22 protein-coding genes and 1 pseudogene are annotated in these 25,734 nt (G+C 57.3%); 7 read left to right on the top strand and 16 right to left on the bottom strand.

The genetic code is table 11. From position 1 onward, the window contains the following. The coding region (locus tag CKF42_RS05120; protein WP_304598453.1) for a glycine betaine ABC transporter substrate-binding protein at positions 1 to 505 on the bottom strand (505 nt) is incomplete at its 3' end. A 304-nt stretch (positions 506 to 809) separates the two neighbouring features. On the opposite strand from CKF42_RS05120, the gene CKF42_RS05125 reads away from it, so the two are divergent. After that, the gene (locus CKF42_RS05125; protein WP_111207696.1) at positions 810 to 2,285 is read left to right on the top strand and encodes an MFS transporter; all 1,476 of its coding nucleotides are present in this window, start codon (positions 810 to 812) and stop codon (positions 2,283 to 2,285) included. Positions 2,286 to 2,340: 55 nt separating this feature from the next. Here CKF42_RS05125 and idi read toward each other — a convergent pair whose 3' ends face one another. From idi to CKF42_RS05140, 3 genes are all read right to left on the bottom strand, one after another. After that, a complete protein-coding gene (gene idi, locus CKF42_RS05130) occupies positions 2,341 to 2,883 on the bottom strand; it encodes an isopentenyl-diphosphate Delta-isomerase (RefSeq protein WP_009091282.1) in 543 nt (180 codons plus the stop codon). 146 nt (positions 2,884 to 3,029) lie between these two features. After that, positions 3,030 to 4,925, bottom strand: a complete 1,896-nt coding sequence (locus CKF42_RS05135) for a methyl-accepting chemotaxis protein (protein WP_046101475.1) — start codon at positions 4,923 to 4,925, stop codon at positions 3,030 to 3,032. Between the two features lie 191 nt (positions 4,926 to 5,116). Further along, entirely contained in the window at positions 5,117 to 6,226 is a 1,110-nt protein-coding gene (locus CKF42_RS05140) for a suppressor of fused domain protein (RefSeq protein WP_009091285.1), read from the bottom strand. Positions 6,227 to 6,443: 217 nt separating this feature from the next. Here CKF42_RS05140 and CKF42_RS05145 point away from each other — a divergent pair, with 217 nt between their 5' ends. Beyond that, positions 6,444 to 6,893: an NUDIX hydrolase gene (locus CKF42_RS05145; protein ID WP_111207697.1), complete on the top strand. Its 450-nt coding sequence runs from the start codon at positions 6,444 to 6,446 to the stop codon at positions 6,891 to 6,893. 76 nt (positions 6,894 to 6,969) lie between these two features. Here the strand turns inward: CKF42_RS05145 and CKF42_RS05150 are convergent, their stop codons facing one another. From CKF42_RS05150 to CKF42_RS21495, 6 genes and pseudogenes are all read right to left on the bottom strand, one after another. Then, positions 6,970 to 7,428 (bottom strand): GNAT family N-acetyltransferase, encoded by a 459-nt coding sequence (locus CKF42_RS05150; protein ID WP_111207698.1) that lies wholly within the window; start codon positions 7,426 to 7,428, stop codon positions 6,970 to 6,972. Positions 7,429 to 7,476: 48 nt separating this feature from the next. Then, entirely contained in the window at positions 7,477 to 8,751 is a 1,275-nt protein-coding gene (locus CKF42_RS05155) for an MFS transporter (RefSeq protein ID WP_111207699.1), read from the bottom strand. Then, positions 8,726 to 9,796 (bottom strand): amidohydrolase, encoded by a 1,071-nt coding sequence (locus tag CKF42_RS05160; RefSeq protein WP_111207700.1) that lies wholly within the window; start codon positions 9,794 to 9,796, stop codon positions 8,726 to 8,728. Before CKF42_RS05160 ends, CKF42_RS05155 begins: the two co-directional genes overlap by 26 nt. A 391-nt stretch (positions 9,797 to 10,187) precedes the next feature. Next, on the bottom strand, positions 10,188 to 10,658 hold the full coding sequence (locus CKF42_RS05165; protein WP_111207701.1) for an OsmC family protein: 471 nt from the start codon (positions 10,656 to 10,658) through the stop codon (positions 10,188 to 10,190). Positions 10,659 to 10,789: 131 nt separating this feature from the next. Further along, positions 10,790 to 11,017: a hypothetical protein gene (locus CKF42_RS05170; RefSeq protein WP_046101469.1), complete on the bottom strand. Its 228-nt coding sequence runs from the start codon at positions 11,015 to 11,017 to the stop codon at positions 10,790 to 10,792. Positions 11,018 to 11,033: 16 nt separating this feature from the next. Continuing rightward, positions 11,034 to 11,168, bottom strand: a pseudogene (locus CKF42_RS21495) (suppressor of fused domain protein); the annotation flags it as partial. A gap of 80 nt (positions 11,169 to 11,248) precedes the next feature. On the opposite strand from CKF42_RS21495, the gene CKF42_RS05175 reads away from it, so the two are divergent. After that, positions 11,249 to 12,055 carry a DUF4225 domain-containing protein gene (locus CKF42_RS05175; RefSeq protein WP_111207702.1) on the top strand — a complete coding sequence of 269 codons (807 nt, stop codon included), beginning with the start codon at positions 11,249 to 11,251 and terminating at the stop codon, positions 12,053 to 12,055. Between the two features lie 2 nt (positions 12,056 to 12,057). Here the strand turns inward: CKF42_RS05175 and CKF42_RS05180 are convergent, their stop codons facing one another. The 3 genes from CKF42_RS05180 to bglX all read right to left on the bottom strand — a co-directional run bounded on the left by CKF42_RS05180 (position 12,058) and on the right by bglX (position 15,881). Continuing rightward, the gene (locus tag CKF42_RS05180; protein WP_111207703.1) at positions 12,058 to 12,372 is read right to left on the bottom strand and encodes a hypothetical protein; all 315 of its coding nucleotides are present in this window, start codon (positions 12,370 to 12,372) and stop codon (positions 12,058 to 12,060) included. A gap of 247 nt (positions 12,373 to 12,619) precedes the next feature. After that, positions 12,620 to 13,495 carry an oxygenase MpaB family protein gene (locus CKF42_RS05185; RefSeq protein ID WP_111207704.1) on the bottom strand — a complete coding sequence of 292 codons (876 nt, stop codon included), beginning with the start codon at positions 13,493 to 13,495 and terminating at the stop codon, positions 12,620 to 12,622. An 88-nt stretch (positions 13,496 to 13,583) separates the two neighbouring features. Continuing rightward, positions 13,584 to 15,881, bottom strand: a complete 2,298-nt coding sequence (gene bglX, locus CKF42_RS05190) for a beta-glucosidase BglX (protein ID WP_009091300.1) — start codon at positions 15,879 to 15,881, stop codon at positions 13,584 to 13,586. Between the two features lie 156 nt (positions 15,882 to 16,037). On the opposite strand from bglX, the gene dld reads away from it, so the two are divergent. Then, positions 16,038 to 17,741, top strand: a complete 1,704-nt coding sequence (gene dld / locus CKF42_RS05195; protein ID WP_046101465.1) for a D-lactate dehydrogenase — start codon at positions 16,038 to 16,040, stop codon at positions 17,739 to 17,741. 285 nt (positions 17,742 to 18,026) lie between these two features. Continuing rightward, positions 18,027 to 18,521: a carbohydate-binding domain-containing protein gene (locus tag CKF42_RS05200; protein WP_233501028.1), complete on the top strand. Its 495-nt coding sequence runs from the start codon at positions 18,027 to 18,029 to the stop codon at positions 18,519 to 18,521. A 17-nt stretch (positions 18,522 to 18,538) separates the two neighbouring features. Here CKF42_RS05200 and CKF42_RS05205 read toward each other — a convergent pair whose 3' ends face one another. From CKF42_RS05205 to CKF42_RS05215, 3 genes are all read right to left on the bottom strand, one after another. Continuing rightward, the gene (locus CKF42_RS05205; protein WP_009091303.1) at positions 18,539 to 20,980 is read right to left on the bottom strand and encodes a DUF3772 domain-containing protein; all 2,442 of its coding nucleotides are present in this window, start codon (positions 20,978 to 20,980) and stop codon (positions 18,539 to 18,541) included. A gap of 215 nt (positions 20,981 to 21,195) precedes the next feature. Then, entirely contained in the window at positions 21,196 to 22,143 is a 948-nt protein-coding gene (gene pbpG, locus CKF42_RS05210) for a D-alanyl-D-alanine endopeptidase (protein WP_009091304.1), read from the bottom strand. Between the two features lie 177 nt (positions 22,144 to 22,320). Then, on the bottom strand, positions 22,321 to 22,908 hold the full coding sequence (locus CKF42_RS05215) for a Yip1 family protein (protein ID WP_009091306.1): 588 nt from the start codon (positions 22,906 to 22,908) through the stop codon (positions 22,321 to 22,323). A gap of 204 nt (positions 22,909 to 23,112) precedes the next feature. Here CKF42_RS05215 and CKF42_RS05220 point away from each other — a divergent pair, with 204 nt between their 5' ends. Together CKF42_RS05220 and CKF42_RS05225 are read left to right on the top strand one after the other, a co-directional pair. After that, complete coding sequence (locus CKF42_RS05220; RefSeq protein ID WP_009091308.1) at positions 23,113 to 23,691, top strand: DedA family protein; 579 nt, start codon at positions 23,113 to 23,115, stop codon at positions 23,689 to 23,691. 76 nt (positions 23,692 to 23,767) lie between these two features. Further along, positions 23,768 to 25,582 carry a glycoside hydrolase family 15 protein gene (locus CKF42_RS05225; RefSeq protein WP_009091310.1) on the top strand — a complete coding sequence of 605 codons (1,815 nt, stop codon included), beginning with the start codon at positions 23,768 to 23,770 and terminating at the stop codon, positions 25,580 to 25,582. Positions 25,583 to 25,734: the final 152 nt, after the last annotated feature.

A 25,734-nucleotide genomic window follows, 5' to 3' on the forward strand; every position in this document is an offset into this window, starting at 1 on the left:
CAATAAACTCTGCCGACGCCGCCAGTTTGAAGGTCCCGCCCTTTTTCAGCCAGGCACTGAGGTCGGCCAGAGAGGTAAGCTGATTCTTTTCGGCCAGATCTTTTCGCACAGCGATGGTCCAGGTGTTGTTAGCCGGTGCCGGTGTCAGCCAGACCAGATGGTTTTTCTCCGCATCGAGCTTTTTCACTTTTTCATAGCCCTGGGCGGCATTCTTCCAGGCGCTGTCTTTTTCATCGTTAAAGAAAAACGCGCCGTTGCCGGTATATTCCGGATAGATATCCAGTTCGCCCGCCGTGATCGCGCCACGCACCACCTGAGTGGTGCCGAGCTGGATTTTATTCACGGTTTTCACGCCATGCTTTTCCAGCACCTGAAGAATCACATTTCCCAGCAGCGAGCCTTCCGTATCAATTTTTGAGCCGACCCGCACCGGATCGGCTGCCTGTGCTACCCCGATGCTGAGCAGTAAGGCGCTGACGCCGATCCAACCCCGAATTCTGACCATGACCTTTTCCTTATCGCATTATCGCGTGTTGTTATAGCGTGATGTTTTCGCGAGGCGTCAATGGTGCGCCTGAGCGATCAGACTGCTCTCCTGCTTTGTGAGTCGATGCTGGCAGGGCGCGAAGCGGTAAATTCTCTGCCTTAAAAGCGTAGCCTGGCGCGGCGGTGATGCCGCTGACTTTCTCGCAAGCTGATAACGATTTGAGATTATAAAATAATTTTATATAACTCAAATGAATTTACGTCTGGGCGTCTAAACGGCTATTCTCGAAAATCTGTTTTTATAATAAAAGACGCATAACATCATGTCCGACCTGACTTCTTCTGCCCATGTGGCGACTGCCGGGCGTTCGCCCGCCGGGGAAACGCAATGGATTCGCAGCGCCGCTGACGTCTCCCGTTTAGTGAACAGCGGCGACAGCGCCCGCAATAATGCCCGCATCGTGGTGGCGATTGCGCTGGGAGGCGTGTTTCTTGACGCCTACGATCTGGGTGCGCTGGCTTTTGGCATCAAAGATGTGACGCGCGAATTTCATCTTACGCCGACCGGCACCGGCATGATCGCCTCCGCGATTACCTTCGGGGCGATCGTGGGTGCGCTGCTCGGCGGCTACCTCACCGATAAGATTGGCCGCTATCGGGTCTTTATGGCCGATATGTTCTTTTTCGTCGTCGCGGCTATCGCCTGTGCTTTTGCTCCCAATGAGTATGTGCTGGGTGCAGCGCGCTTTGTGATGGGCCTGGGTGTCGGCATCGATCTGCCGGTGGCGATGGCCTTCCTGGCGGAGTTTTCGAAGCTGCGCGGTAAGGGGAATAAAGCCGCCAGCGTGGCGATGTGGTGCCCGACCTGGTACGCAGCGATCAGTATCTCATATCTGCTGGTGCTGCTGCTCTATGCGGTATTGCCGGAGAGCCATACCGACTGGCTGTGGCGGCTGATCCTGGGGTTTGGAGCCGTGCCGGCGATAGTCATTATCGCTATCCGCAGTCGTTACATGAGTGAGTCGCCGGTCTGGGCGGCCAATCAGGGCGACCTGAAAGGAGCGGCGGCGATCTTACGCAGCGCATGGAATATCAACGCGCAGGTGGCACCCGATGCCGCGCTGACGCCGGTTACGCCGGTGCGCAGGGCGAGCTGGCGCAACTATGGTGCGCTGCTGCAGGGCGTCTACCGCCGCCGCACGTTGCTGGCGACCATTACCTCTATCGCCTCATCCTTTGCTTATAACGCCGTCGCATTTGGCCTGCCGGTGATCATCACCAGCTTTTTTGCCCAGTCGATGCTGACCACGATTCTGGTGTCGCTGGCGCTGAATCTGCTGTTCGCCTTTGTGGGCGGGCTGCTGGCGGTGCGTCTGGTGCCGCGTCTGGGTGCCTGGAAGATGTCGGTGGCGGGTTACAGTTGTCAGTGTGTGGCGCTGCTCGGGCTGGCGCTGATTGGTCGCCCGGAAGGGGGGCAGGAAGCGGCTGTCGCGATCGGGATGCTGGCGCTGTTCCTGTTTGGTCAGGGATTCGGGCCCGGCTCGCACACCATGACCTTTGCGTCACTCAGCTACCCTACGTCGCTGCGGGGTGTGGGCGTCGGCTTCAATCAGACGCTGATGCGCGGCAGTTCGACCGTTTCACTGTTTCTGTTCCCGGTGCTGGTTGCGGCGCTCGGCACCGGCGTGTTCTGGGTGATCTTCCTGGCCCCGCTGGCCGGACTGCTGGCCCTGCTGGCCATCCGCTGGGAACCATCGGGTTATGATGTGGATGCAGAGGATTTTGAGCTGCCGCGATAATCCGCGCTGCGGGCGTGGACAGAGCGCAGGAAAACCGCACCTCAGTGCGGTTTTTTTATGCCGTAACGGCCGGGAAAGGAAACTGCTCCAGATAGTCCGGGATACGCGGGAAGGTATGCAAAAACCACGGCGTGAACTGCTCTGGCTGCTGCTGCATCTGCTCTTCAATCAACGCCATCGGGCGATAATCGAAGGCGTCCGCTTCCTGCGGATTGAGCTGCGGCAGGCTGTCGCAGACGGCAAAAAAGACGTGACCATATTCATGCTCGGTCAGGCCATTACTCAGCTTCAGGTTGTAGCTCAGCTCAAACACCGGCGTCAGCGTCACCACCATGCCCATCTCTTCGCGCAGGCGGCGTTCAGCGGCGTCACGGGTCGATTCATGAGGATACGGATGCCCGCAGCAGGTATTACTCCACAAGCCACCACAGTGATATTTATCGCTGGCGCGCCGCTGCAGTAACAGCTCCTGCCGGGAATTGAAGACGTAGACCGTCACCGCGCGGTGCAGTAGTCCTTTTTCATGCACTTCCAGCTTTTCCATTTTGCCGGTGGGACGATCGAGGTGGTCAACGAGGATAACTTCAATAGCAGACATGGCGTTTCCTTGAGATTATTCTCAACTATTCTGGCACAAGATTCGCGGTTTGGGCGTAACAGAAAGGAATTTTTACCCTTATCGGGCAGAGGTAAGCGGATGACGCCAGACGAAAATCAGGCCAGCAACGCTGGCCTGAGGAAGAATTACAGCCGGAAGCTCTGCACCACCTGCTCAAGCTGGGTACTCTGCGCCTCCATCGCCTGAGCCGCAGCAGAAACCTGCTCCACCAGAACGGCGTTCTGCTGGGTAGTGCCATCCAGCTGCGTAATCGCCACGTTAACCTGCTCGATCCCCATGCTCTGTTCGCGGCTGGCTGACATGATCTCGCTCATCAGCGTCGTTACGCTGCTGACGCCCTGCATCAGCTCATCCATCGTCTGACCCGCCTGCTCTACCAGCGCGCTGCCGGTATCAATGTTCGCCACGGACTCTTCAATTAACTTTTTAATCTCACGCGCCGAATTGGCTGAGCGCTGCGCCAGGTTGCGCACTTCTGACGCCACCACCGCAAAACCGCGCCCCTGCTCACCGGCACGGGCTGCCTCGACGGCGGCGTTCAGCGCCAGGATATTGGTCTGGAATGCGATGCTGTCGATCACGCTGATGATGTCGACCACTTTACGTGACGAATGGTGGATCTCGCCCATGGTGGTGACGACCTGACGCACCACTTCTGAACCGCGTGCGGCAACCTGCGAGGCATCGCCCGCCAGCTGGTTGGCGTGAGTGGCGTTATCGGCGTTCTGACGCACGGTGCCGGTCAGCTGCTCCATCGACGCCGCCGTTTCCACAATCGAGCTGGCCTGATCTTCAGTGCGCGAAGAGAGATTGGCGTTGCCGCTGGCGATCTCGCGCGACGCGGCAGTGATCGCCAGCGCGCTGTCGCCCACCTGCTGGATTAACCCCTGCAGATAGCTGATGAACTGGTTAAAGCTCTGCGCAACGGCGTTGAACTCCGGGCTGTTGCTGGCGGGCAGACGCTGGGTCAGGTCCGCGCCGCCGGTCGACAGCGCTTCGATGTTGCTGTTCAGCACGCTGAGACGCTTCATCATGGCGCGGACAAAGCCCAGCGACACCAGCAGCAGGATCACCGCCAGCGGAATCTGCACCAGGCCCAGACGCGTCAGCATGTTATGCGACTGCGCTTTCAGCAGGCTGGTCGGCAGGCTGCTGGCGAGAAACCATGGGCTGCCGGGAATGGCCTGCAGAAACAGCGTCTGCTCGCCTTCGCTGCTGTCATAGGTGGTTTCCAGTGGCTGGGTGCCCGCCCCGCTCAGCAGCGCTTTCAGGGGCGCTGCCATCGGCGTCTGCACATCGGCCAGGTTCTCCAGCTTCGGCGCGGCATTCACCAGCGCACCGTTACCGACAACTTTGCCATCCGCTTCGACGATCAGCACGTTGCCCTGAATGGTTTCGCCCATCTGCTTCGCCAGCTGGTTAAAGAATCCCAGCGTCACGTCGATGGTTGCCACCCCCCAGACGGTTCCGTTGCGGTAGATCGCCATGGCACAGTTGGTTCGCGGCTGTGGGCTGGCGGCATCCTGATAGGCTTTTGCCCAGGCGCACTGCCCTTTCGGGGCGGCCAGGCCATCCTTGTACCAGGGTTGCTCCCAGTATTTGTCGGCGGCATCGGAGTTCCAGTAGGTATTGACCTGCAGTTCGTTGCTGGCATTGCGGGCAAAGAAGCTGCTGTTTTTCTCTTTGGCGGGATCGCGACGATTTGGCAACGGCCAGATGCCGCCGCCGAAGACATTACTGTCCTGATACTGGTTAACCAGCGTCGGTAACAGGGTGTCAATGGTGGCGCTGTCCATGACGGAGGCCGCTTCGGTAATCGCACGCTGCTGAGCCTGAACACGGTTCATCTGCTCGACAATACCGGAGGCCAGTGAATCGACCTGATAACGCACCAGACGGCTTTCGCTGTCGACCAGCTGCGGTGCGACAAACTGATTGATGACCCAAACTGTAACGAGTAAAAGCGCAACAAAGAACGCGATCATTGTTGCGGTAAAGCGGGATTGTGTTGTTTTAAACATCTTTGTTCCCCTGAACCTGGTATGGCGCGATTGCCTGATCCGGGTTAACGGCTCGCTTACGGGGAACTTGAGGTGAGCGGGATCACAGAATTAATAAATGTTTAATTTTTGTGAAAATTTAATTTCATTGAGGGATTATCACCTCCCCGGCCCGAGCCGGGGAAGGGGCGGAGAGGCCTGTTTTGCCTGGCCTAGCCTTCTGAATCGACAACCTCCTGACGCGGACGGAAGATGTGGTTACTGCCGCCAGCGGTTAACAATTCCCGTAACTTCTGACCGCCATGCTCATCCGCCTGGGCGAACTGCCGCTCGGCTTCGGTGATCGGCGTGGTCCAGAGCAGTGTGGGACGATCGCCATCGCGCTTGGGCAGTTTAAACTGTGCCGGTTCGCTGGCCAGCTCATTTGCCAGCAGGAAGCTCTCAAAGCCGACCGGCGCGACTTCTGATGCCAGCGTATGCCCCTCCCCCAGCCAGGTGAGGCGCGCCCACGGCAGATGCACAAACTCCGCCAGAGCACTCGCCATCTGCACCGCATTGCCTTCGGTCATGACCTCGCCATCCACCGCCATCCCCAGCTCGATACGGCGATACTGCGGTGCCAGCTCATCAAATAGGTAGTCGACCTGCGGCATCGGCCGGATGCTCATGCCAATGGTCAGGAAGTACCAGACGCCCTGATGCCAGTGCTGGGAGATCGCCATCGGCGGCCAGCTCCCCTGATCGATCGCGTAATATTTCACCGACTCGCCAAAGCGGCTCTGATAGCAGGCCATGAGATCCTGCTGAACCTTGTCCCACTCGCTGCCATCGTGCCATTCGCGCCAGAACTGACGCTGCTGCTCTGCACGGGCATAGTAGTCATTGGTCGAAGCCGAACCCAGCGGGGCCGTCAGCCGGTTCTTTTTGATGCAGCCCGCAGAGAAGCTGACCTGCTTATCCTGGTAAAGACTCCAGCCGGGGATCACCGCCAGCAGCTGACCGTAATACCAGAGCGCCGCGCCATCATCGCTCGGCTCCCAGAGAACCTGCAGCCCGGCGGGATTCAGTGCAGGCTCCGCTTCCAGGTTACGGCAATACTCGGCGCTGAGCAGCGGCGCAATGCCCTGCTCCATCGCCTCGCGATCTTCCTGCGCCGGTGCGGGCAGCAGGTTTCGCAGCCAGCAGCCGCGCACCGCATACTGACTGCGGAACAGGTCGGTGGGCCAGATGTAAAAATAGGCGGTGCGCGCATCCTGTTCGACAATAGCGGTGAGGGTGCGCTGCTGATTGTGGACTTCAGCAATCAGGGATTTGTACGTCATAGTGCCTCGACAAAGCCTGGAGGAATCCATTTTCCCCGAGAATAGAGCAGGATCGTGACTGCTGCACGCGGAGACAAGGGTAATAGTCTCAAAGTGGCCTGCGATCACTATTTACACCCGGGATAAATAATCCTGCCATTGTCGGGCGATTAAGACGCTCATTTATGTTCAGATAGCAGGAAAAGTTCGTTTACCGCGTTTTCAGCAAGGAGGTCTTATGCGTCGTCGTCCCTCATCCCGCCTGATTGTTCTGTCACCGGAAAAGCATGTTCTGCTGTTTTATTTTTCTCGTCACGATGATGCGTTAAGTGGCCGATCATACTGGGCGACACCTGGCGGTGGGCTTGAATCGCAGGAAACCTTTGAGCAGGCCGCGCTACGGGAGTTGCGGGAAGAAACCGGGCTGATTCGCCACTCAGCAGGCGCGGCTTTCGCGTCCCGAACATTTCCGATGACGCTGCCCGATGGAGAGACCGTGCTCGCTGAAGAGCGCTTCTTTCTCATTCGTGCGGAAGAGACAGAGATTGATTGTTCAGGGTGGAGTCAACATGAAAAGCGCGTCATACAGCATTACCACTGGTGGACAGCAGAAGAGCTCAGAGACACCGCCGACACCATTTTTCCCCATGATTTGCTAAGCGACATCCTTTCCGGCGATCGGGTATGAGCAGCAGCAGCATCAGCAACATCAGAGGCTGCCATGGCGTTAGCGTAAGCCAGCGCGCTTGAGTGGCGAGATGGCCTTATAAAAGTCGTTTGCGCATAAACAGACTTAACGGGTCGGGCATATAGGGTGGGAACGCCTCGCATAGTGCGTACCCGCATCGGCGATAGAGTGCGATAGCCGGTTGCTGATGAATCCCGGTTTCAAGCCGCAGTTCGCGCGAACGGTTTTCTGAAGCTATCGTCTCGATGGCGGCGATGATCTGCTCGCCGAGCTTCCTGCCCCGGTAGGCCGGCCGGATATAAACCCGCTTGATCTCTGCAAAGCCCGCCTCCTGAAAGAGTAAGGCCCCACACCCTGCCGGCAAGCCCTGCTCATCACGAACGATGATGCACTTCAGCTGCTCATCACCGACGGTTGAGAGATCCAGACAGTGATTGCTTTCTGCCGGATAGAGTTCGCGCTGAAAAGCATCAAGTTCGCCGACCAGGCGCACCAGGTCGCTATCTCCTTTATCGACTTCTGAAATGCTGAACATCTGTTCTCCCCGTCAAAGGTCGCTTCCGGAACGACTCTGCCCGTTGATTTACTTCAGCTTAACGCCTTTTGTTTCTGGTGCCATCCAGACCACAATCATCGCGGCGACGAAGGCCAGCACGGTGGTGGCCAGCCCGGCGGTGAAGCCGCCAATGCTGGCCACATAGCCGATGAGCAGCGGCGCGATAAAGCCGCCCAGACGCCCCCCGTTGTAAGCCAGGCCCATCAGAAAGCCGCGTGACTGGGTGTCGCCAATAATCTCGGCCAGGAAGGGGCCGGAACCGGCGAAAATACCGTTAACCCCGAAACCGGCCATAAAGATGGCCACCATGAGAATCAGCGGCTGCGTCGTCACCAGATATAATCCGACCGCGACCGCACCGATCAGGAGATAGAGCAGAAACATCGGCCGGCGTCCCCATTTATCGGCCATGAGTGAGAACACCAGGAAGCCCGCAATCGCACCGGTCTGCAGGGCCAGCACAAACTTCAGGCTGTGAAGAAAATCGAGATGCTTTACTTCACGAAGGTAAGTGGGCGTCCAGGTGAAGACCCCCCAGAACAGATACTGAATGAAGAAGATAAAGGTAAACGCCAGCAGCAACCCTTTGATGTTCGTGTTGCCGGCGCTGGCCTTTTTAGTCTGCCGCTGTGCGCGTTCCTGCTGGCGCGCCAGCCATACCGGCGATTCGGGCGTAATGTACGCAATAACCATCATGATAAAAACCGGTAAGGCGCCAATCATGAACAGGTAGCGCCATCCCCCGTGTTCCAGCCCCCCGGTCATTGCCGTGACCAGTGCCGTCAGGCCAATCGCCAGGATTGCGCCCACCGGTAGCCCCATCTGCATCAGTGCGCCGCCACGCGCACGGCGCTCCGGACGCCAGGTTTCAGCGATGAGCGCCGCGCCTGATGTCCACATCCCGCCCATCCCGAGCGCACCGCAGAATCGCAGCAAGGTAAAGATCTGCTGATTGTGGGAAAACGCCAGCAGACCGGAGAAAAGCGAATAGATGGCGATGCAGATCAGGGCCGTTCTTACGCGTCCGATTTTATCGGCCACCAGCCCGAACAGGATGCCGCCAATAATCTGCCCGCCAGCCGTGGCGCTGATAAACACGCCAAGTTCCGTTTTGCCGAGGCCAAATACCACGCCCAGCACGGGTAAGAGCAGAGAGAGCAAAAAAGAGTCGTAGCTTTCAAATGTCCACCCTAACCCGCCCAGCGCCAGGGTCCTTTTTTCAGCCGAGGAATAGGAGAGCACTGAACCGGAGGCGTCCGCATCGAGAGGATGCGCCTCATGCACTTTTGATTTCATATTCATCCATATTCTCCAGGGAGGATAAGCGATAGGTTGATGCCGCGGTGCGCCAGAAGAGATGCGCCTGTTCGGCCGCAGAAGCCTGCTCCGCCAGCCTTTTGCAGGCATTCCAGAACACACCGTAACTGAACATGCCTTTGTCGACCGGGAAGTTGCTGGCAAACATGCAGCGCTGCACGCCAAATGCCTCAACCAGCGTTTCAAACAGCGGTTGCCAGGCCCGGGAGAGCGTCAGGGAGTCAGGTGGTGTGTCGTGTTGTGCAAAGGGATAGCCCATGACCGTCATGCCAAAACCGCTGATTTTGATGCGCACGTTGGGCAGCGCCGCTAGGGCGATAATCCCCTTTTTCCACGCCTGAAAAACGGCATCCTGTTTACCGGCATAAGGCCCCGTTCCAATCGGTCCGCCGCAGTGATCCACAATCACCAACAGATCGGGCTGCGCGCGGGCCAGTCCGGCAATTTCATCGAGCTGAGTGTGATAAACCCAGACATCCAGCGAAAGTCCGTTGCGGGCAAGGCAGGCTGCTCCGCGCCGGAATGCGTCACTGGCCGCCAGACCGGCAGGCGGCGTGACGGGACTGGAGCTGACGCGGGGATCAGGATGCCAGGCCAGCGGATTCCGCATCCCGCGCAGTCGTCCTCCCGATCGCGCCAGCATGAGTTCCACGACGGGCAGCAGGTCGTCCCCAGCCAGCAGGCTGGCACCGCCAACGATGGCTTCACAACCTGCGGCTTCGCCATAGTGACCGCTTTCAAACATCGCGGCACAACCGCCTGCAAACTCGACCTCTCCGACGGGTCTGAACGCTTCAGGCCCGTGACGGCGCAGCATGGAGCGGCACTGAACATACACCGTCGAGAGAACCCGGTGACCGGACTGTTCGATATCCTGGCTGAGCTCCGGTGCCAGGTAGCGGCCTGACTGGCGATCCCACAAATGATGATGCGCATCCACGACCGGAAGTCCGGGCATCAGCGCCTCTTCATGATGACGCGCAAGCCACGCTTCCCGAACGGGCAGATGCGGTGCATTAACAATCTCCATAACGTCCTCTTAACCTTCTGATTAAAATCAGATCCCGACATTTTTTCGCGTGGCGGACAGGTGAACAGACCCGAACCGCATTGTTTTGCCTGATAAAACTCAGTTTTACTGAATAAATTCACTATAGGCTCAGCGGATAAAGTTCAGCCAGCAAAAAAAGGAGGCGCTTAATGTAAATACGATGTTAATCACAAATATTTTACTTTCAGGACACGCCGCGCTTCAGAGCCAGCTGTTGCTCAGCGGCGGTGCACTGATGACCGGGAACGGGAGAGAGGATGCGGTTCAGGGACGCCCCGTTTCGGAAGACGGGAAAGAGAGCGATGAAGAAAAGTCGCGGTGTGAAATCAGTAAAAACCGCGACGTTTCAGAACAGGCACAGATGCGTGTTCTACGCCTGACGGATGATAAATTCTGGTTCACAGGAGACAGGAAAATTCACCGATCTGGCGATAAAACAGACTTTATGGATCTTATGGTGAATAGCCGTGGCTGCATCAAGATTTGTCCCCTCTGCTACCGTGATCGTCGGTCTCAGCACCGCCGAAATAAAGCGCCCCGCCCCGCCTTTTGATATTTCACCTGTCGCTAAGGGAGAGTCTTCATAGCCGAGAACCGTGATCCCGGCATCGGAAGCCAGATGCAGATACCAGAGCATATGGCATGCCGAAAGAGAGGATATCAGGAGGTCTTCAGGATTCATTTTACTGGCGTCGCCACCCAGCAGGGGATCATTGGAGCAATGGATGACCTCTTTCCCGCTGATGGCGATATCCCACGTCCTTGCATACGCTTTATAACCCGACGTCCCCGTTCCCAGATTGCCGGTCCAGAAGATGCGCGATGTGTAGTGATGTTCCATTATTCTGACTCCTTTATTGAGGATAAAACGGGGAAAACAGAGAGGGAGCTTCGGCTGTTTACTAAACCACACTCTGTCGGGTGATAAAATCAGCACAATGAAAACGCGTGCAGGTACGTGTACAACCCTGCTCAATGCTTTCTGAAAATACGTTTCAGCATCCATAAAAGCGCAACAGACATCAGGACAGAAACAACGATATTGGCTGTGAGTACAAAGTCGGGGATTGCCTCATCGCCATTGATATGAAAAACATCTGCAATGGCATAAAAGAACTCTACAGGCACGATGAGAGCAATAGCTTTTGATATGGCGATGACACAAAAAACAAAAATAAAAACAGGTAAAATAAAGCGCATTATCAGTACCCCTTTAATTTCGTAGCCAGCAGACGCACACCGCATACTGACTAAGGAACAGGTCGGTGAGCCAGATGTAAAAACAGGCGTTGCGCGCATCCTGTTCAATAATGACGGTCAGGGTACGCTGCTTATTATTACCCCTGCTGATGACCGACGGAGCAACCTGCCGCTGTTTACAGCTAATAATCAAAGAGTATTATCGAAGATGCGATGCATAGGGAGATAAAAATGGACGCAGTCTTGCTTGAAATGATGCGCTCGGGTGGGAGGAATAAAGCCTGGGCTGAAACAATGGTCAACCTTGAAGCCAGAAAGCTAATCAAAACAGCTAATAGGCTGTCTGCTTTCCATCTCAAGGATGGGCTTACCCGTATACAATTTGTTCAGGAAATAAAATCGGTTATCGACAAGCAGTTCACTGCTGCCCGTCAGGCTAAGTCTGATGAAGAATGCCTGGAGTGCGTCAGGAACCTCAGATCTGAAACAGAGAACCTTGAAGAGCAGGGGCGATTATTGCGTTCCAGGACAGCAGAACTCTACGCCAAAGTAGAATTTTTGCGTGAAAACAACAAAATTGTGGGTTACTTGATTTCCGCTGTTCGTGTCGTGATTTCAGGTTTTGCTGTTGTCGGCGGTGGTTTGATGATCTCGACAATGACACCTGTCGGCGTACTGGCTGGTGCCGTTCTCGTTGTGGACGGGCTTAATGGCCTGTCCAAAGAACTTATTACCAGCCTGTCTGACGTGCAAACAGAAGGTATGTTTGCCGATGGTGTAATGCAGGCTGCGAAATTCATGGGATTTAAAGCAGAGTCAGGACTGGCTTTTTACAATATGGCAACGCTTTCAGCCAGTATTTACAGCGTCTGGGGGCTGGCGAGAAAGCCCGGCGCATGGCGACTATACAGATGGATGGCCCGTGATTACACTCGTGAAATTGACACCATAAGTCGCCCAAAGCTGACCATGAAAATAATCGGCTGGGGTGTAACAGCTAAGGTGACATTCGATTTACTCAGCGTAAGTAACCGATGACACTAAGCCTTTTTCAACCGCCAGTAGCGCCATGACTTCCAGGCCAGAACTGGCGGTTGAATAAACGTCACTAAGACTATCCCGATAAGCAGTGACAGGCCACCGCCTAAGATGTATGGCTTAGTTGAGAAACTGAGAAGAAATATAAATACGAGCGTGCAGGCGGAAACAATCCACAATAGCACTCTGAATCTGTTTTTTAAATCCACTACAGCCTCATCCAGCGTACCACCGTAGCTTTCAAGATTATTTTTGATTTTTTTCAAATCAGCATCAGTAAAGCCCGACTTCAACAGATCTGATTCACTAACTATCATAGTGCACTACCTTTCATCTTTAAAACGTGCAGTCATTCTAACGCAATTATATACGTGTTTGCTTCTCAAGCGGCAACTTGCTCTGTTGGCAAAAACGGACATTACTATCTTTACTATCAGTCAGAGGTGGCTAACGCCATTTAAATGACCGTCTGAACGAAAGCCTTTACTTAAAACTTTTTATTAACGACTACGGTTAGATGATCTTCTTATAAACGGCAATAACCCGCTTTTTCTGGTGAACCTCTCACCTTACCTCCCTCCCCATCCTCACCATCGCCCGATACCAGGCTCCTCTCTGAATCGACCAGCGCAACCCGACCGCAATCGCATTAATCTTTCGATCAATCATCGCCTGCTGAAAGCGCCCTGTCTCACGGCCGGACATCGCCTGCGCCCATGCTGGCATCAGCCCGTACCCCGACATCAGCATCACTTTCATCACCGGCTTCGCCTGCCAGCTCGGGGCTGGCGCATTCATCAGCAGTCGCGTCACTTCAGCGGTGCGCGCATCAAAGCGTAATTCCGGACGCATCTGCTGCAGATAATCCGCCACATCGACGACGCTTTTCGGCACCCGCTCCGCGCCCAGCGACTCAGCAATGAGCGCCGCTTCCTGATAGTACCGATCCTGTTCGGCGCGCGTGAGGTGGGGATTTTTGTAGCGCAGATGGGCCGCCAGGAAACGGCTGGTCTCCGCCACATGCACCCAGGTCAGCAGATGCGGATCGCTGGCGGCATAGGGTTTGCCTTCGCTGTCGACGCCGCTGACTTTAAGGTGAATGCGTTTCACCCGGTCGATCAGCGTCTGCGCATCCTGCTGATTACCGTAGGTGGTTACGGCGATGAACTGACTGGTACGCCGCAGCCTGCCCATCATATCTTCGCGGAAATTGGAGTGATCCCAGACGCCCGCCAGCGCCGCCGGATGCAGCATCTGCAACAGCAGCGCGCTGATCCCGCCGCACATCATGGAGGTGAAGTCGCCGTGAACGCGCCAGATTACGCTGTCCGGGCCAAACAGGCCGGGATCGCCAGGCGGCTGGGAGAGGTCAAACTCATTCATCGACAGGCCGTTAAGGCGAAAGACCTGCTGCTGAATACGGTCTCGCAGATTTATCATGGTGGCTCTGATAGTGAAATGACGCGGCGCGCCGTAGCAGGACGCTAACGACGCGCCGCACCCCCTTTCACAGGAGAAAGGCGGGCGGTTACAGATAGTTGAACTGCGCATCCTGAGTACGAACGGAATCGAGTCCAATCATCACGTTGAACTTGCCGGGCTCCGCCACATGCTGCATCTGCTGGTTCCAGAACTTCAGCGCATCGACGTCGATCTTAAAGGTCACGGTCTGAGACTCGCCCGCTTTCAGCATGATGCGTTTGAAACCACGCAGCTCCTGCACCGGACGGCTGATGGAGGCGACCGGATCGTTGAGATACATCTGCACCACCGTCGCACCGTCGCGCTGACCGCTGTTGGTCACCGTCACGCTGGCTTCGATGCTGCCGTTACGCGGCATGGTCGGCGACGACATTTTCACCGGAGACACGGTAAAGCGGGTGTAGCTCAGGCCGTAACCAAACGGATAGAGCGGGCCGTTAACCGCATCATAGTAGTGCGACGTATATTTGTTCGGCTTAGCAAAGTTGTAAGGCCGGCCAGTGGGCAGATGGTTATAGTAGATCGGAATCTGCCCCACGGAACGCGGGAAGGAGACCGGCAGCTTGCCCGACGGGTTATAGTCGCCAAACAGGACATCGGCGATGGCGTTACCGCCTTCCGTCCCGCTGAACCAGGTCTCCAGCATCGCATCGGCCATACGATCTTCATTCACCACCGACAATGCGCGTCCGTTCATCAGCACAATCACCAGCGGTTTGCCGGTGGCTTTCAGCGCGGCCAACAGCTTCTGCTGGCTCGGCGGGATCACCAGGTCGCTGCGGCTGGAGGCTTCGTGGGCCATACCCTGCGCTTCACCCACGGCGGCAACGATGACATCCGCCTGCTTCGCTTTGGCGACCGCGTCATCGATCATCTGCTGCGGTGAACGCGTGTCGATGGAAACCGCCGGTTCATAGAGGTTCAGGAAGTCCTGAATGCCCTTATTATCGGAAACGTTGGCGCCCTTCTCATAGAGCAGCGTCGCTTTGCCTTCGGTGGCGTTGCGCATCCCCTGCAGCAGCGAGACGGATTGTTTCGCCACGCCGGCCGCGGACCAGCTGCCCATAATGTCGCGCTGGCTGTCGGCCAGCGGCCCGATCAGCGCAATGGTGCCCGATTTCTTCAGTGGCAGCGTCTCCAGCCGGTTCTTCAGCAGCACGATACTCTTGCGCGCTACGTCGCGCGCTTCGGCGCGATGCAGACGGCTCTCCGCGTTGGTGTCCTGCGGGTCGCTCTCTTTCGGCCCTAAATGGCTGTAGGGATCGTTGAACAGCCCCATATCATATTTGACGTTGAGCACATGACGCGCCGCATCATCAATTTCGGCCATGCTGACTTCGCCGCGCTTCACCAGATCCGGCAGATATTTGCTGTAATACTCGTCGCTCATGCTCATGTCGACGCCCGACTTCAGGGCGATGCGCACCGCGTCCTGCGGATCGCTGGCGACGCCATGCTTAATCAGCTCTTTAATGGCGCCGTGGTCGCTGATGGTAATGCCTTTGAATTTCCACTGACCGCGCAGCAGATCCTTCAGCAGCCAGCTGTCCGCCGTCGCCGGTACGCCATTAATGGAGTTCAGCGCCACCATGACGCCGCCGCTGCCCGCATCCAGAGAGGCTTTATAAGGCGGCAGATAGTCCTGGAACATGCGCTGCGGACTCATATCCACCGTGTTGTAATCCCGGCCGCCTTCGACCGCGCCATAGAGCGCGAAATGCTTGACGCTGGTCATCACGCTGTAGCGATCGGCGGCGCTTTTACCCTGCATCGCCTGCACCATGCTGCGGCCCATCTCGCTGGTGAGATAAGTATCTTCACCAAACCCTTCCGAGCCCCGCCCCCAGCGCGGTTCACGGGTGACATCCACCATCGGTGCCCAGGTCATATTCAGGCCATCGTCGGCCGCCTCATAGGCGGACACGCGCCCGACCTCTTTCACCGCATCCAGATCCCAGCTCGACGCCAGCGCCAGGGGAATAGGAAAAATGGTGCGCTGGCCGTGGATGACGTCGAAGGCGAAAAAGAGCGGGATCTTCAGCCGGCTGAGCTGCATCGCCTGATCCTGCATGGCGCGGATATCCGGGCGGGTCACCGTGTTAAAGATCGCACCAACCTGACTCTTCTGAATCATGTCGCGAATCGCTTCTTTGGGATTATCCGGTCCGACGCTGATCAAACGCAGCTGACCGATCTTTTCGTCCAGCGTCATTTTTTTCAGCAGCTGGTTAACGAAGGCATCCCGCGCCTGTTCGGTCATCGGGTGGTGACCTGGCACGGTCTCAGCCAGTGCCGGTTGCATCGCGAGGGAAACAGCGAGACTAACAGAGTAAATCCATTTCATCAGGTTGGGTTCTCTTAAGTAACTGCGCAATATCGTATTAACAGGCGGCAGTGTGCCACAAGATGAGAATAGCAGGTAGCCTGCCGCTGTCACACTGCGAGGAGATGAGCGGACGTGCTACAGTTAAGGCGCACTGATAAGACAAGGGAATTGCTCATGATACCAACCTCTGCCCTGCTTTCTGACCTGCGCCGCCTCGTCGGCCCCTCTCATCTGCTGACTGAACCTGAACAGACCGCCCGCTATCGCAAAGGCTTTCGCTCCGGCGAAGGGGATGCGCTGGCCGTGGCGTTTCCCGGAACGCTGCTGGAGCTCTGGCGGGTTCTGCAAACGCTGGTCAGGGCGGATGTTATCATTCTGATGCAGGCGGCGAATACCGGCCTGACTGAAGGCTCGACGCCGCACGGCGACGACTACGACCGCCCGCTGGTGATTGTCAGCACCCTGCGGCTGGATAAGCTGCAGCTGATCGACAACGGCCAGCAGGTGCTGGCTTTCCCCGGCAGCACCCTCTATCAGCTGGAAAAAGCGCTGAAGCCACTGGGACGCGAACCGCACTCGGTGATCGGCTCCTCCTGCATCGGCGCGTCGGTCCTGGGCGGCATCTGCAATAACTCCGGCGGATCGCTGATCAAACGCGGTCCGGCCTACAGTGAAATGGCCCTGTTCGCCCGAATCGATGCGGAGGGCAAACTGCGGCTGGTGAACCATCTGGGCATTGAGTTAGGCAGCACGCCGGAAGAGATTCTGGGCCGGCTGGATGACGATCGCTGGCAGCCCGGTGATGTGCAGCACGATGGCCGCCACGCCTCTGACCACGAATATGCTGACCGGGTGCGTGACGTGAATGCCGATACGCCCGCCCGCTATAACGCCGATGCGCGCCGTCTGTTCGAAGCCTCGGGCTGTGCCGGCAAGCTGGCGGTGTTTGCCGTGCGACTGGACACCTTTGCCAGCGAACCCCAGCAGCAGGTGTTCTATATCGGCACCAACGAGCCTGGCGTCCTCACCGATATCCGCCGTCACATTCTGGCGCACTTCACCCATCTGCCGGTGGCGGGTGAATATATGCACCGCGACATCTATGACATTGCGGAGGTCTACGGCAAAGATACCTTCCTGATGATCGACAGGCTGGGCACCGACAAAATGCCGCTGTTCTTCACGCTGAAGGGGCGGGTCGATGCCTGGCTGAACAAACTCGCCTTCGTTAAACCGCACTTCACCGACCGCCTGATGCAGCGCCTGAGCCGGCTGTTCCCGGCGCATCTGCCCAAACGCATGAAGCAGTATCGCGACAGATATGAACATCATCTGATGCTGAAGATGTCTGGTGAAGGCGTTGCGGAAGCGCGTAACTACCTGCGCGACTACTTCCGTGAAGGCGGAGGCGAATTCTTTGAGTGTGAAGGCAAAGAGGGGGCGCACGCTTTTCTGCATCGGTTCGCGGCTGCAGGGGCGGCCGTGCGCTATCACGCGGTGCACGCTGACGAGGTCGAGGATATCCTGGCGCTGGATATCGCCCTGCGTCGCAACGATGCTGACTGGTTTGAAACGCTGCCTGAAGCGATCCGCGCTTCGCTGAGCCATCGCCTCTATTATGGTCACTTCTTCTGTCACGTCTTCCATCAGGATTACATCGTCAGAAAAGGTGTCGACGTGCACGCCCTGAAAGCGCAGATGCTGGAGATTCTGCAGGCGCGCGGCGCGGAATACCCCGCCGAGCACAATGTGGGCCATCTCTATCAGGCGAAACCTCAGCTGGCGGCCTTCTATCGCCAGCTCGATCCCACCAACAGCTTTAATCCCGGCATCGGCAAAACCAGCAAGCAAAAAGGCTGGGCCGTAAAGCAGCCGTAATCGGCTAACCGGCCCGCCTGCTCATCAGAGCCGGCGGGCTGATTAAGGCTATTCAGATAACATCCGCATTAAAAACAGTTAACCTCCTTTCTGATATTCTCCCTGATTATTTATAAAGCGATTCTGTTCTGCGTAATATCTCACAAAAGATTGCCCTGCCAATTGATCATCCGTCAGCCGGAAAATAGAGTGCCGTTGAAAAATAACAGAAAAAGAGAGAATGCCTTATTCAGGCAGCGCTAATCCTCACGGATAGCGCCCTATCCGTTTCAGCAGGGATGAATCATGATGTTAAAGCGATACCTTATGGCGCTCACGCTGCTGAGCCTTACATCCTCAGCTTACGGCAGCGCCTCAGTTCAGCGGGGAGTGAATCCAATCCGTCACTTCAGGCTCACCTGTCAGGTCAACGATAATCAGGCTGCCCTTCATGGCACCGACTGTGCCGCAGTGGGTGGCGACTTCGCCGCCTGCAATCGCGCCACCCTTACCCTGACCAACAACGGCCCGGCCCTGACGGACCGGCACTGGGCCCTCTACCTGAGCAACGTCCACCAGAGGCTGCGGGTCGATCATGACCAGTTCAGAATGACCCACCTTGTCGGCGGTTTAACCCGGCTGGAGCCGACAGAGAAGTTCACCGGCCTTGGCGCAGGCGAATCGGTGCAGGTTCCCGTCGTCCATGAATACTGGCAGCCGTTCGCGCACAATCGCCCGGACAGAGCAGAGGATCGCCTCCTCGCCTCGCTGCGCTCGAGGAACGACGATCAGGGCCGATAAAACCCGGCCCTTTTGCCTTAAACCAGCTTCTCTTCGGGTTCCGCATCCGGCTGCTGACGGCGTTCGATAATCATGGTCTGCGGTGTGGAAAGCAGGATGCCCTCTTTACGCAGGCGCGTCAGAATATCGAACAACAGATCGCTTTTGGCGCCGGAAATCTGGCGCTGTCCGGCCACGTTACCGGTCACGCTCAGCACAATGCCCTGCTGGGTCAGATCTTTAAACGAAACAGACGGCTCTGGGGTCTCCAGAATGCGTTCGTTTTCGTTGTAAACATCGAGCAGAATATCGCGCACTTTCACCGGATCGATGTTGAGCGGGAAGGTCAGAGTAATTGTCACCACCCCCTGCGCATTGCCCATCGTGGCGTTGCGCACGTTCTGCGAGATAAACTGCGAGTTCGGCACGATGACCGTGGATTTGTCACCCAGCTGGATCTCGGTGGCACGCACGTTAATCCGGCGGATATCCCCTTCGATGCCGCTGATGGTCACCAGATCGCCCACCTTCACCGGCCGCTCGGTTAGCAGAATCAGACCCGAAATAAAGTTCTTCACGATCTCCTGCAGGCCGAAACCGATACCGACCGACAGCGCACTGACGATCCAGGCCAGCTTGTTCCACTGCAGCCCCATGATCGACAGGGTCAGCAGGATGATCAGCACGTAACCGATGTTGCTGAACAGCGTCACCAGCGACACCCGCATCCCCACGTCCATGGTGGTTTTTGGCAGGAAGTCGGTGTCGAGCCAGCGGCGCACCGAGCGCAGCACATAGATGCCGACAATCAGGCAGATCAGCGCATTAACCATGTGTGCCGGAACGATATTCAGGGACTCCAGCCCTTTCCCGCCCCAGAACTCAATCACCTTCTGCAGCAGCTCAATCGGCGTTGATGAGGCAAACGTCCCGTTGACTAGCGCCAGCGCCACAAACAGCACCAGGATGGTCTTACCAATCGCCGTCAGCAACGTGGCGGTTTGCTGCAGATGACGCTCATTGATGTTGAGCGAACTCTGAATGCGGCGGCCGGTTGCGTTGCTGGTCGAAAAGAGACTCTCACAGCCATCGTTGAGCAGATGGCTCAGGAAGTAGAAGGAGCCAAACAGCAGGCCACACCAGATCACCTCATAACTCAGGAAGCGTGCCAGCGTGACATAACCGACCAGCAGCGAGATCAGGATCGCGAGCGCGGTCAGGGTCAGCCCCAGCTGGATCAGCCCGACCAGCGTAGAGCGGGCTTCCGGCGGCGTGCCTGCCAGCGTCATGCGACGACGAACGCGGTTGGTTCGCATGCTGATGGCCAGCGCGGTACTGCCTATCAGCAGCGCCGTCAGGCCGTTGGCGAAAATGGTGGTATTCAGACTGGTGCCGACGCTGTAGTTAAAGGCCTCCACCGTCTGGAAGATAAACACCAGCACCGCGGTAATGGGCGGGAACGGTTTGAGCGCCAGCGCCACTTCATTGGAGATGGTGGGCAAACGCCAGCTCGGCCGCCGCGTAGAGAGAAACGCACGCCCCAGTCCGGCGATCAGGCCACAAAAGACGCTGAGCTGAACCAGCCGGTCGACAAAGTCCTGCACATTTTCCGAGACCTCATCGCGGCGGGTAAACGCCAGAGCGATAAAGTTAAAGGTGAGTACCACCGCCACCAGCGTGGTCAGGGCAATCGCGGCCGCCAGGAAGCTGCGGCGCAGTTTGCCTTCCGGCATTTTATGAATGCTGACCCAGGCGAGAAACTCCTCGCTGTAGCGACGACCTACCGTCATCACCAGCAGCGCCGCCAGCAGCCAGAGCGTACTGCCTATCCGCCAGCCCGGCTCCCAGGAGAGCGCCGCGGTGTCCTGCAGCTCCTGCAGAAACTCGCCGATCTTCTCACCGTCCAGGTCCTGGCTGTTGGTCAGGGGAGACCAGAAACGCGCACCGAGAATGGTACCGGAGTTGAGCGCCAGCTGACTTTTCAGCTGGTCACGGCGCAGGTTAACAATCTGCGACGACAGCGTTAAGGCACCATTTTTAATGCCCTCTGCCTGCTTGATCTGGTCGTCGAGTTTGCTTTTCTGACTCTCCAGCGCGTTTCGCTTGCGCGTCACCTCCGGCGTCTCTTTTACCCCGCTGTCAGCTTTGGGGGCCGGACCCAGCACCTGCAACTGCGCTTCCAGCTGCTGGCGATCGGGGATCAGCGCCTGACCCAGCGTGTCGGCATTGCCGGAAAGCTCCAGCGCCATCTCATTCAGCTGATTCAGTTTGTTTTCGCCCGCGTCGCCTGACACCTGGCTCTTAATCTTATCGAGGATCTTCTGCATTTTCGGCAGTTCAACCGAAGCATTCAGCTTCGGCTGGGCATCCTGTTCCTGTTCCTGTGCCGCCGCGGTGATATCATCCGCCGCCTGCGTCACCGCCGGGGCAAACGCCACCAGCGTCAGCATTAACCATGCAAAAAAGGATCTTATAAACATATGAGTAAAATTCCGGCAGCTTATATCAGGCGATCGTCCCTCGCCAGTCGCGCGTAGTGTAGGACTTTGCAAGGGATGGCAATATAGGAATAACGGGTATTTTTCGGGCTAATTCCGGGCAGACCGCGCGCGTTACGCCGCTGCCCGGCTCGCCCGGCGCGTCTGCTCAGACAGCAGACAACGCCGGGTAACACAGCAGACGTTCTCTGCTCTCTTTACTCCACGCCGGCACTGCTGTCCCCGTTGCTGGCGACCTGGCCCGACTTCTGCTTTTTGTACGCCAGCGCAGCCGCAGGCACCGGCGCGGCTTTGCCGGTCTCGATCCAGCTACGCAGACGGTTGGCATCCGCGAAATGGGTATATTTGCCGAAGGCATCCAGCACCACCAGCGCCACCGGACGATTGTTGATCATGGTGCGCATCACCAGGCAGTGCCCCGCCTCGTCGGTGTACCCGGTCTTGGTCAGCTGGATATGCCAGTCATTTTTGTAGACCAGATGGTTGGTGTTTCGGAACGGCAGTGCATAGCTCGGATGGGCAAACACGGCCGTCTCTTCTTTGGTGGTGCTGAGTGCGCCGAGCAGCGGATATTCGCGCGTCGCCTTAAGTAATTTGACCAGATCCTGGGCGCTGGAGACGTTTTGCGTCGACAGGCCGGTCGGCTCCACGTAGCGGGTCTGTTTCATGCCCAGCGACCGCGCTTTGGCATTCATCGCCCGGATAAAGGCGTTGTATCCGCCCGGATAGGCATGAGCCAGGCTGGCGGCAGCGCGGTTCTCCGAGGACATCAGCGCCAGCAGCAGCATGTTGCGGCGGCTGATCTGGCTGTTGAGCTTCACGCGTGAGAAGACGCCACGCATTTCCGGCGTCTGGCTGATATCGACGGTTAACATCTCGTTCATCGGCAGGTGCGCATCCAGTACCACCATCGCCGTCATCAGCTTGGTGATAGAGGCAATCGGCCTGACCCGATCCGGGTGACTGGAGAAGAGCACTTTATTATTGGTGAGGTCGACAATCATCGCACTGCCAGAGGCAATCTGCGGCTGAGCAATAGGCGTAAGCTGCGACAGGGAGGTGGTCGCCTGAGCCGGAAGTGAAACAATCTGCCCGGAAACGAGCAGTGCCAGCGAAAGCAGGCTGGAACGAATTTTTGCAGACATCGTAGAAAAACCCGGTTGGTGTTATGTACTGTGCCAGAGAGACACAGGCCGCCCGCCTCAGTCACGTCGGCGCGCGGGCTGGCAGCAGCATCATACGCGGAAGGTTAAGAAATTTCCTGGGGAGAGTGTATCCGGGCGTAAAAAGAAAACTGCCGCCAGGCCGGCGGCAGCGGTTGTCTAGAACAGGCGGGGACCATATCCCCACAGCACCACGGTCAGGGCCAGTAACACTTCAAACACCAGCACGCCGATCGCCAGGGTAGAACCGGAGAAGCGCAGGCTCTCTTCACGATCGATGTTCAGAAACAGCGGAATGCCGATATAGAGCAGGTAGCCGGTGTAGAGCAGCGCCAGCGCACCCGCCAGCACGCAGAGCCAGACCAGCGGATAGAGCGCCACCAGCCCGCTGAGAAACAGCGGTGTCGCCACATAACCCGCGAAGACGGTACAGCGCTGCACGCCGGGCCGCTGCGGATAATCACGTGCCATCCAGTGGATCACCCGCCCCATCACCGCGACGCCACCGAGAATAATCAGATAGAACAGGATCCCGAGCCCAAGCCCGGTCGCCAGATTAAGTTGCACATATCGCCCCTCGCCCAGGTTCCACCCCAGCTGAGTGGTCCCGATGAAGGCGCAGATCACCGGGATCGCCGCCATCAGCAGAACATGGTGGGTATAGTGGTGCGATACACTCTCATTCTCTTGCTTAATGTCACGCATTTCCTGATTCGGATGCGCCAGAAGTCCCCAGACATGGTTCATACAGTCACTCCTCTGATGCAGTGGGCCGCCCGATGAGCATGCGTCTTTGGGGGCAGCGTCTTCTCAAGTATAAACGGCAGCAAAACTTTCGTGGCGACCGGACAAAAAAACAGCAGAAATAAACGCACCCGCGCGGCCCGGGCGGAAGCGAAGCCAATTCGCGTATAGACTTGAAGAAACAGCCACCGAACAGGGAGTGTCACTTTGCATCTGGATATCAACGCATTAATTACGCAGTACGGTTATCTGGCACTGTTGATTGGCTGTATTGCCGAGGGGGAGACATTTACCTTACTGGGCGGCGTGGCTGCCCATGAAGGGCTGCTGCACTATGCGGGCGTGGTGCTGGCTGCGATGGGCGGCGGGATCATCGGCGACCAGCTGCTCTACTGGGTTGGCCGCCGCTGGGGAACACGCATCCTGCGCCGCTTTAAAAAGCATCAGGATAAGGTGGTGAAGGCGAACCGCCTGATTAAACGCCGTCCTAGCCTGTTTGTGATCGGCGTGCGCTTTATGTATGGCTTTCGCCTGATTGGTCCCATCATCATCGGGGCCAGCCGCCTCAATCCGATGAAATTTTTTATCCTCAATATCATCGGTGCGGCCATCTGGGCGCTGATCTTTGTCACGCTGGGCTATTTTGCGGGCGGCATTATCGCGCCGTGGCTGCATAAACTCGATCAGCATCTGAAACATCTGCTCTGGCTGGTGGGTGCGGTGGTGTTCGCCTTTGTCCTGCGCTGGGTGATCCGGCGCTGGCATAACCGTCGGGCCGATCAATAAGCGCTGACAGCTCTCCAAACGAAGCCGCATCGGCATGCTCAGCTATAGTTAACAGCACACTGACAGGGAGATGAGCATGAGTAAGGTAAAACGTAAGATTGAAGAGCACGGCGTCATTGGCGATCTCCGCACCTGTGCACTGGTGGCGAATGACGGGACGATTGATTATCTCTGCTGGCCTGAACTCGACAGCCCGTCGGTCTTCTCTGCCCTGCTCGACAGCGACGATGCCGGCCTCTTCTCCCTCTCGCCGGACTGGCCCGATGCGCGCCGTCAGCAGCTCTACCTGCCCGACACCAATATTCTGCAGACCCGCTGGCTGGATGAGCAGGGGGTCGCAGAAATTACCGACTATATGCCGATTTGCGATGACAGGGAGAAGCTGCCGCGCCTGATCCGGCGGGTCAAAATGGTACGCGGCAGCGCGACCTTTACCCTGCGCTGTTCACCACGTCACGACTACGCCCGGGCGCAGACGCGCGCGGAGGCCCATCACGGCTGTATCGATTTTCATGCCGAAGGTCAGCCCTCGCTGCGCCTCGCCGCCAGCGTCGTCATGACGCTGGAGGATGAGAGCGCGACCGCCGTCTTTACCCTGCAGCCGGGCGAACATGCGCAGTTTGAATTTGGCAGCGTCGACGATGCGCATATCGAAGCGCTGGCGACCGAACACTGCTTTGAAGATACCCTCAACTACTGGCGCCGCTGGAGCGCAAAGAGCACCTATCAGGGACGCTGGCGTGAAATGGTGCAGCGCTCCGCGCTGGTGCTGAAGCTGCTCACCTCCCATCAGTATGGCTCCATTGCGGCGGCGGCAACCTTTGGACTGCCCGAAGAGCTGGGCGGTGAACGCAACTGGGACTACCGCGCCTCCTGGATCCGCGACGCCTCATTCAGTATGTATGCCCTGATGCGGCTGGGCTATACCGATGAAGCCAAACACTTTACGGAGTGGGTGGGCCGCTGCGTCGAGAACAGCCATCACGACGAGATGCGCCTGCAAGTGATGTACCGGCTGGACAGCGGCACCGAACTGCATGAGATGGAGCTGCTCAACCTCTCCGGCTACGGCGATTCCCGGCCGGTGCGCATCGGCAACGATGCCTGGCAGCAGACCCAGCTCGACATCTATGGCGAGCTGATGGATGCGATCTATCTGGCCAATAAATATGGCGAGGCGATCTCTCAGCGCGGCTGGGAGCACGTAGTGAAGATGATCGACTGGCTGAGCGAGAACTGGGATCAGCCCGATGCCGGGATCTGGGAGATGCGTGGTGAACCGGAACATTTCCTGCATTCCCGTCTGATGTGCTGGGTGGCGATGGACCGCGCGCTGCGTCTGGGCATGAAGCGATCGCTGCCGATGCCCTATCAGCGCTGGGATGAGGCGCGGCGTAAGATCCGCGAAGATATCTGGGCCAATTTCTGGAACGAGGAGCGCGGGCACTTCACCTCCACACGTCACGGCGACTATCTCGACGCCTCCATGCTGCTGATGCCGCTGGTGCGCTTTGTCGGTGCCACTGACCCGGACTGGCTCTCTACGCTGGACGCGATCAAAAAGGACCTGGTCAGCGATGGCATGGTGCGGCGTTACAATATTCATGAAACCCCGGCCGATGGCCTGCAGGGAGGGGAAGGCTCTTTCGGTGCCTGTTCCTTCTGGTATGTAGAGTGCCTGGCACGCGCAGGCCGGATACAGGAGGCGCATTTTGAGTTTGAGAAGCTGCTGAGCTACGCCAATCCGCTGGGTCTTTACGCCGAGGAGTTTGACAGCCACGGCCATGCGCTGGGCAATACGCCGCAGGCGCTGACGCACCTGGCGTTAATCAGCGCCGCCTTTTTCCTGAACCGGAAACTCAGCGGCGAACAGACCCAGTGGCAGCCTTAGTCATCGCGGTTTTCAGCGCCCTCTTTTCCCGAAAGGCGCTCATCTCTGCACGGTTTTAGGTAAAGTATTACTGTCAGGTTAAAATCCTGATTCACAACATCAGATCAATGAACATATAATGCGCAGCAGGTCACATTGGCCGGCATGAATTC

It is taken from the genome of Pantoea sp. ARC270, from assembly GCF_003236725.1.
In the GTDB taxonomy this organism is placed as follows: domain Bacteria; phylum Pseudomonadota; class Gammaproteobacteria; order Enterobacterales; family Enterobacteriaceae; genus Pantoea; species Pantoea anthophila.

Bases quoted from the DNA above. Each gene is read 5' to 3' on its own strand.
- CKF42_RS05125 (WP_111207696.1), top strand. From the start codon at position 810: ATGTCCGACCTGACTTCTTCTGCCCATGTGGCGACTGCCGGGCGTTCG.
- idi (WP_009091282.1), bottom strand. From the start codon at position 2,883: ATGTCTGCTATTGAAGTTATCCTCGTTGACCACCTCGATCGTCCCACC.
- CKF42_RS05135 (WP_046101475.1), bottom strand. From the start codon at position 4,925: ATGTTTAAAACAACACAATCCCGCTTTACCGCAACAATGATCGCGTTC.
- CKF42_RS05140 (WP_009091285.1), bottom strand. From the start codon at position 6,226: ATGACGTACAAATCCCTGATTGCTGAAGTCCACAATCAGCAGCGCACC.
- CKF42_RS05145 (WP_111207697.1), top strand. From the start codon at position 6,444: ATGCGTCGTCGTCCCTCATCCCGCCTGATTGTTCTGTCACCGGAAAAG.
- CKF42_RS05150 (WP_111207698.1), bottom strand. From the start codon at position 7,428: ATGTTCAGCATTTCAGAAGTCGATAAAGGAGATAGCGACCTGGTGCGC.
- CKF42_RS05155 (WP_111207699.1), bottom strand. From the start codon at position 8,751: ATGAATATGAAATCAAAAGTGCATGAGGCGCATCCTCTCGATGCGGAC.
- CKF42_RS05160 (WP_111207700.1), bottom strand. From the start codon at position 9,796: ATGGAGATTGTTAATGCACCGCATCTGCCCGTTCGGGAAGCGTGGCTT.
- CKF42_RS05165 (WP_111207701.1), bottom strand. From the start codon at position 10,658: ATGGAACATCACTACACATCGCGCATCTTCTGGACCGGCAATCTGGGA.
- CKF42_RS05170 (WP_046101469.1), bottom strand. From the start codon at position 11,017: ATGCGCTTTATTTTACCTGTTTTTATTTTTGTTTTTTGTGTCATCGCC.
- CKF42_RS05175 (WP_111207702.1), top strand. From the start codon at position 11,249: ATGGACGCAGTCTTGCTTGAAATGATGCGCTCGGGTGGGAGGAATAAA.
- CKF42_RS05180 (WP_111207703.1), bottom strand. From the start codon at position 12,372: ATGATAGTTAGTGAATCAGATCTGTTGAAGTCGGGCTTTACTGATGCT.
- CKF42_RS05185 (WP_111207704.1), bottom strand. From the start codon at position 13,495: ATGATAAATCTGCGAGACCGTATTCAGCAGCAGGTCTTTCGCCTTAAC.
- bglX (WP_009091300.1), bottom strand. From the start codon at position 15,881: ATGAAATGGATTTACTCTGTTAGTCTCGCTGTTTCCCTCGCGATGCAA.
- dld (WP_046101465.1), top strand. From the start codon at position 16,038: ATGATACCAACCTCTGCCCTGCTTTCTGACCTGCGCCGCCTCGTCGGC.
- CKF42_RS05200 (WP_233501028.1), top strand. From the start codon at position 18,027: ATGATGTTAAAGCGATACCTTATGGCGCTCACGCTGCTGAGCCTTACA.
- CKF42_RS05205 (WP_009091303.1), bottom strand. From the start codon at position 20,980: ATGTTTATAAGATCCTTTTTTGCATGGTTAATGCTGACGCTGGTGGCG.
- pbpG (WP_009091304.1), bottom strand. From the start codon at position 22,143: ATGTCTGCAAAAATTCGTTCCAGCCTGCTTTCGCTGGCACTGCTCGTT.
- CKF42_RS05215 (WP_009091306.1), bottom strand. From the start codon at position 22,908: ATGAACCATGTCTGGGGACTTCTGGCGCATCCGAATCAGGAAATGCGT.
- CKF42_RS05225 (WP_009091310.1), top strand. From the start codon at position 23,768: ATGAGTAAGGTAAAACGTAAGATTGAAGAGCACGGCGTCATTGGCGAT.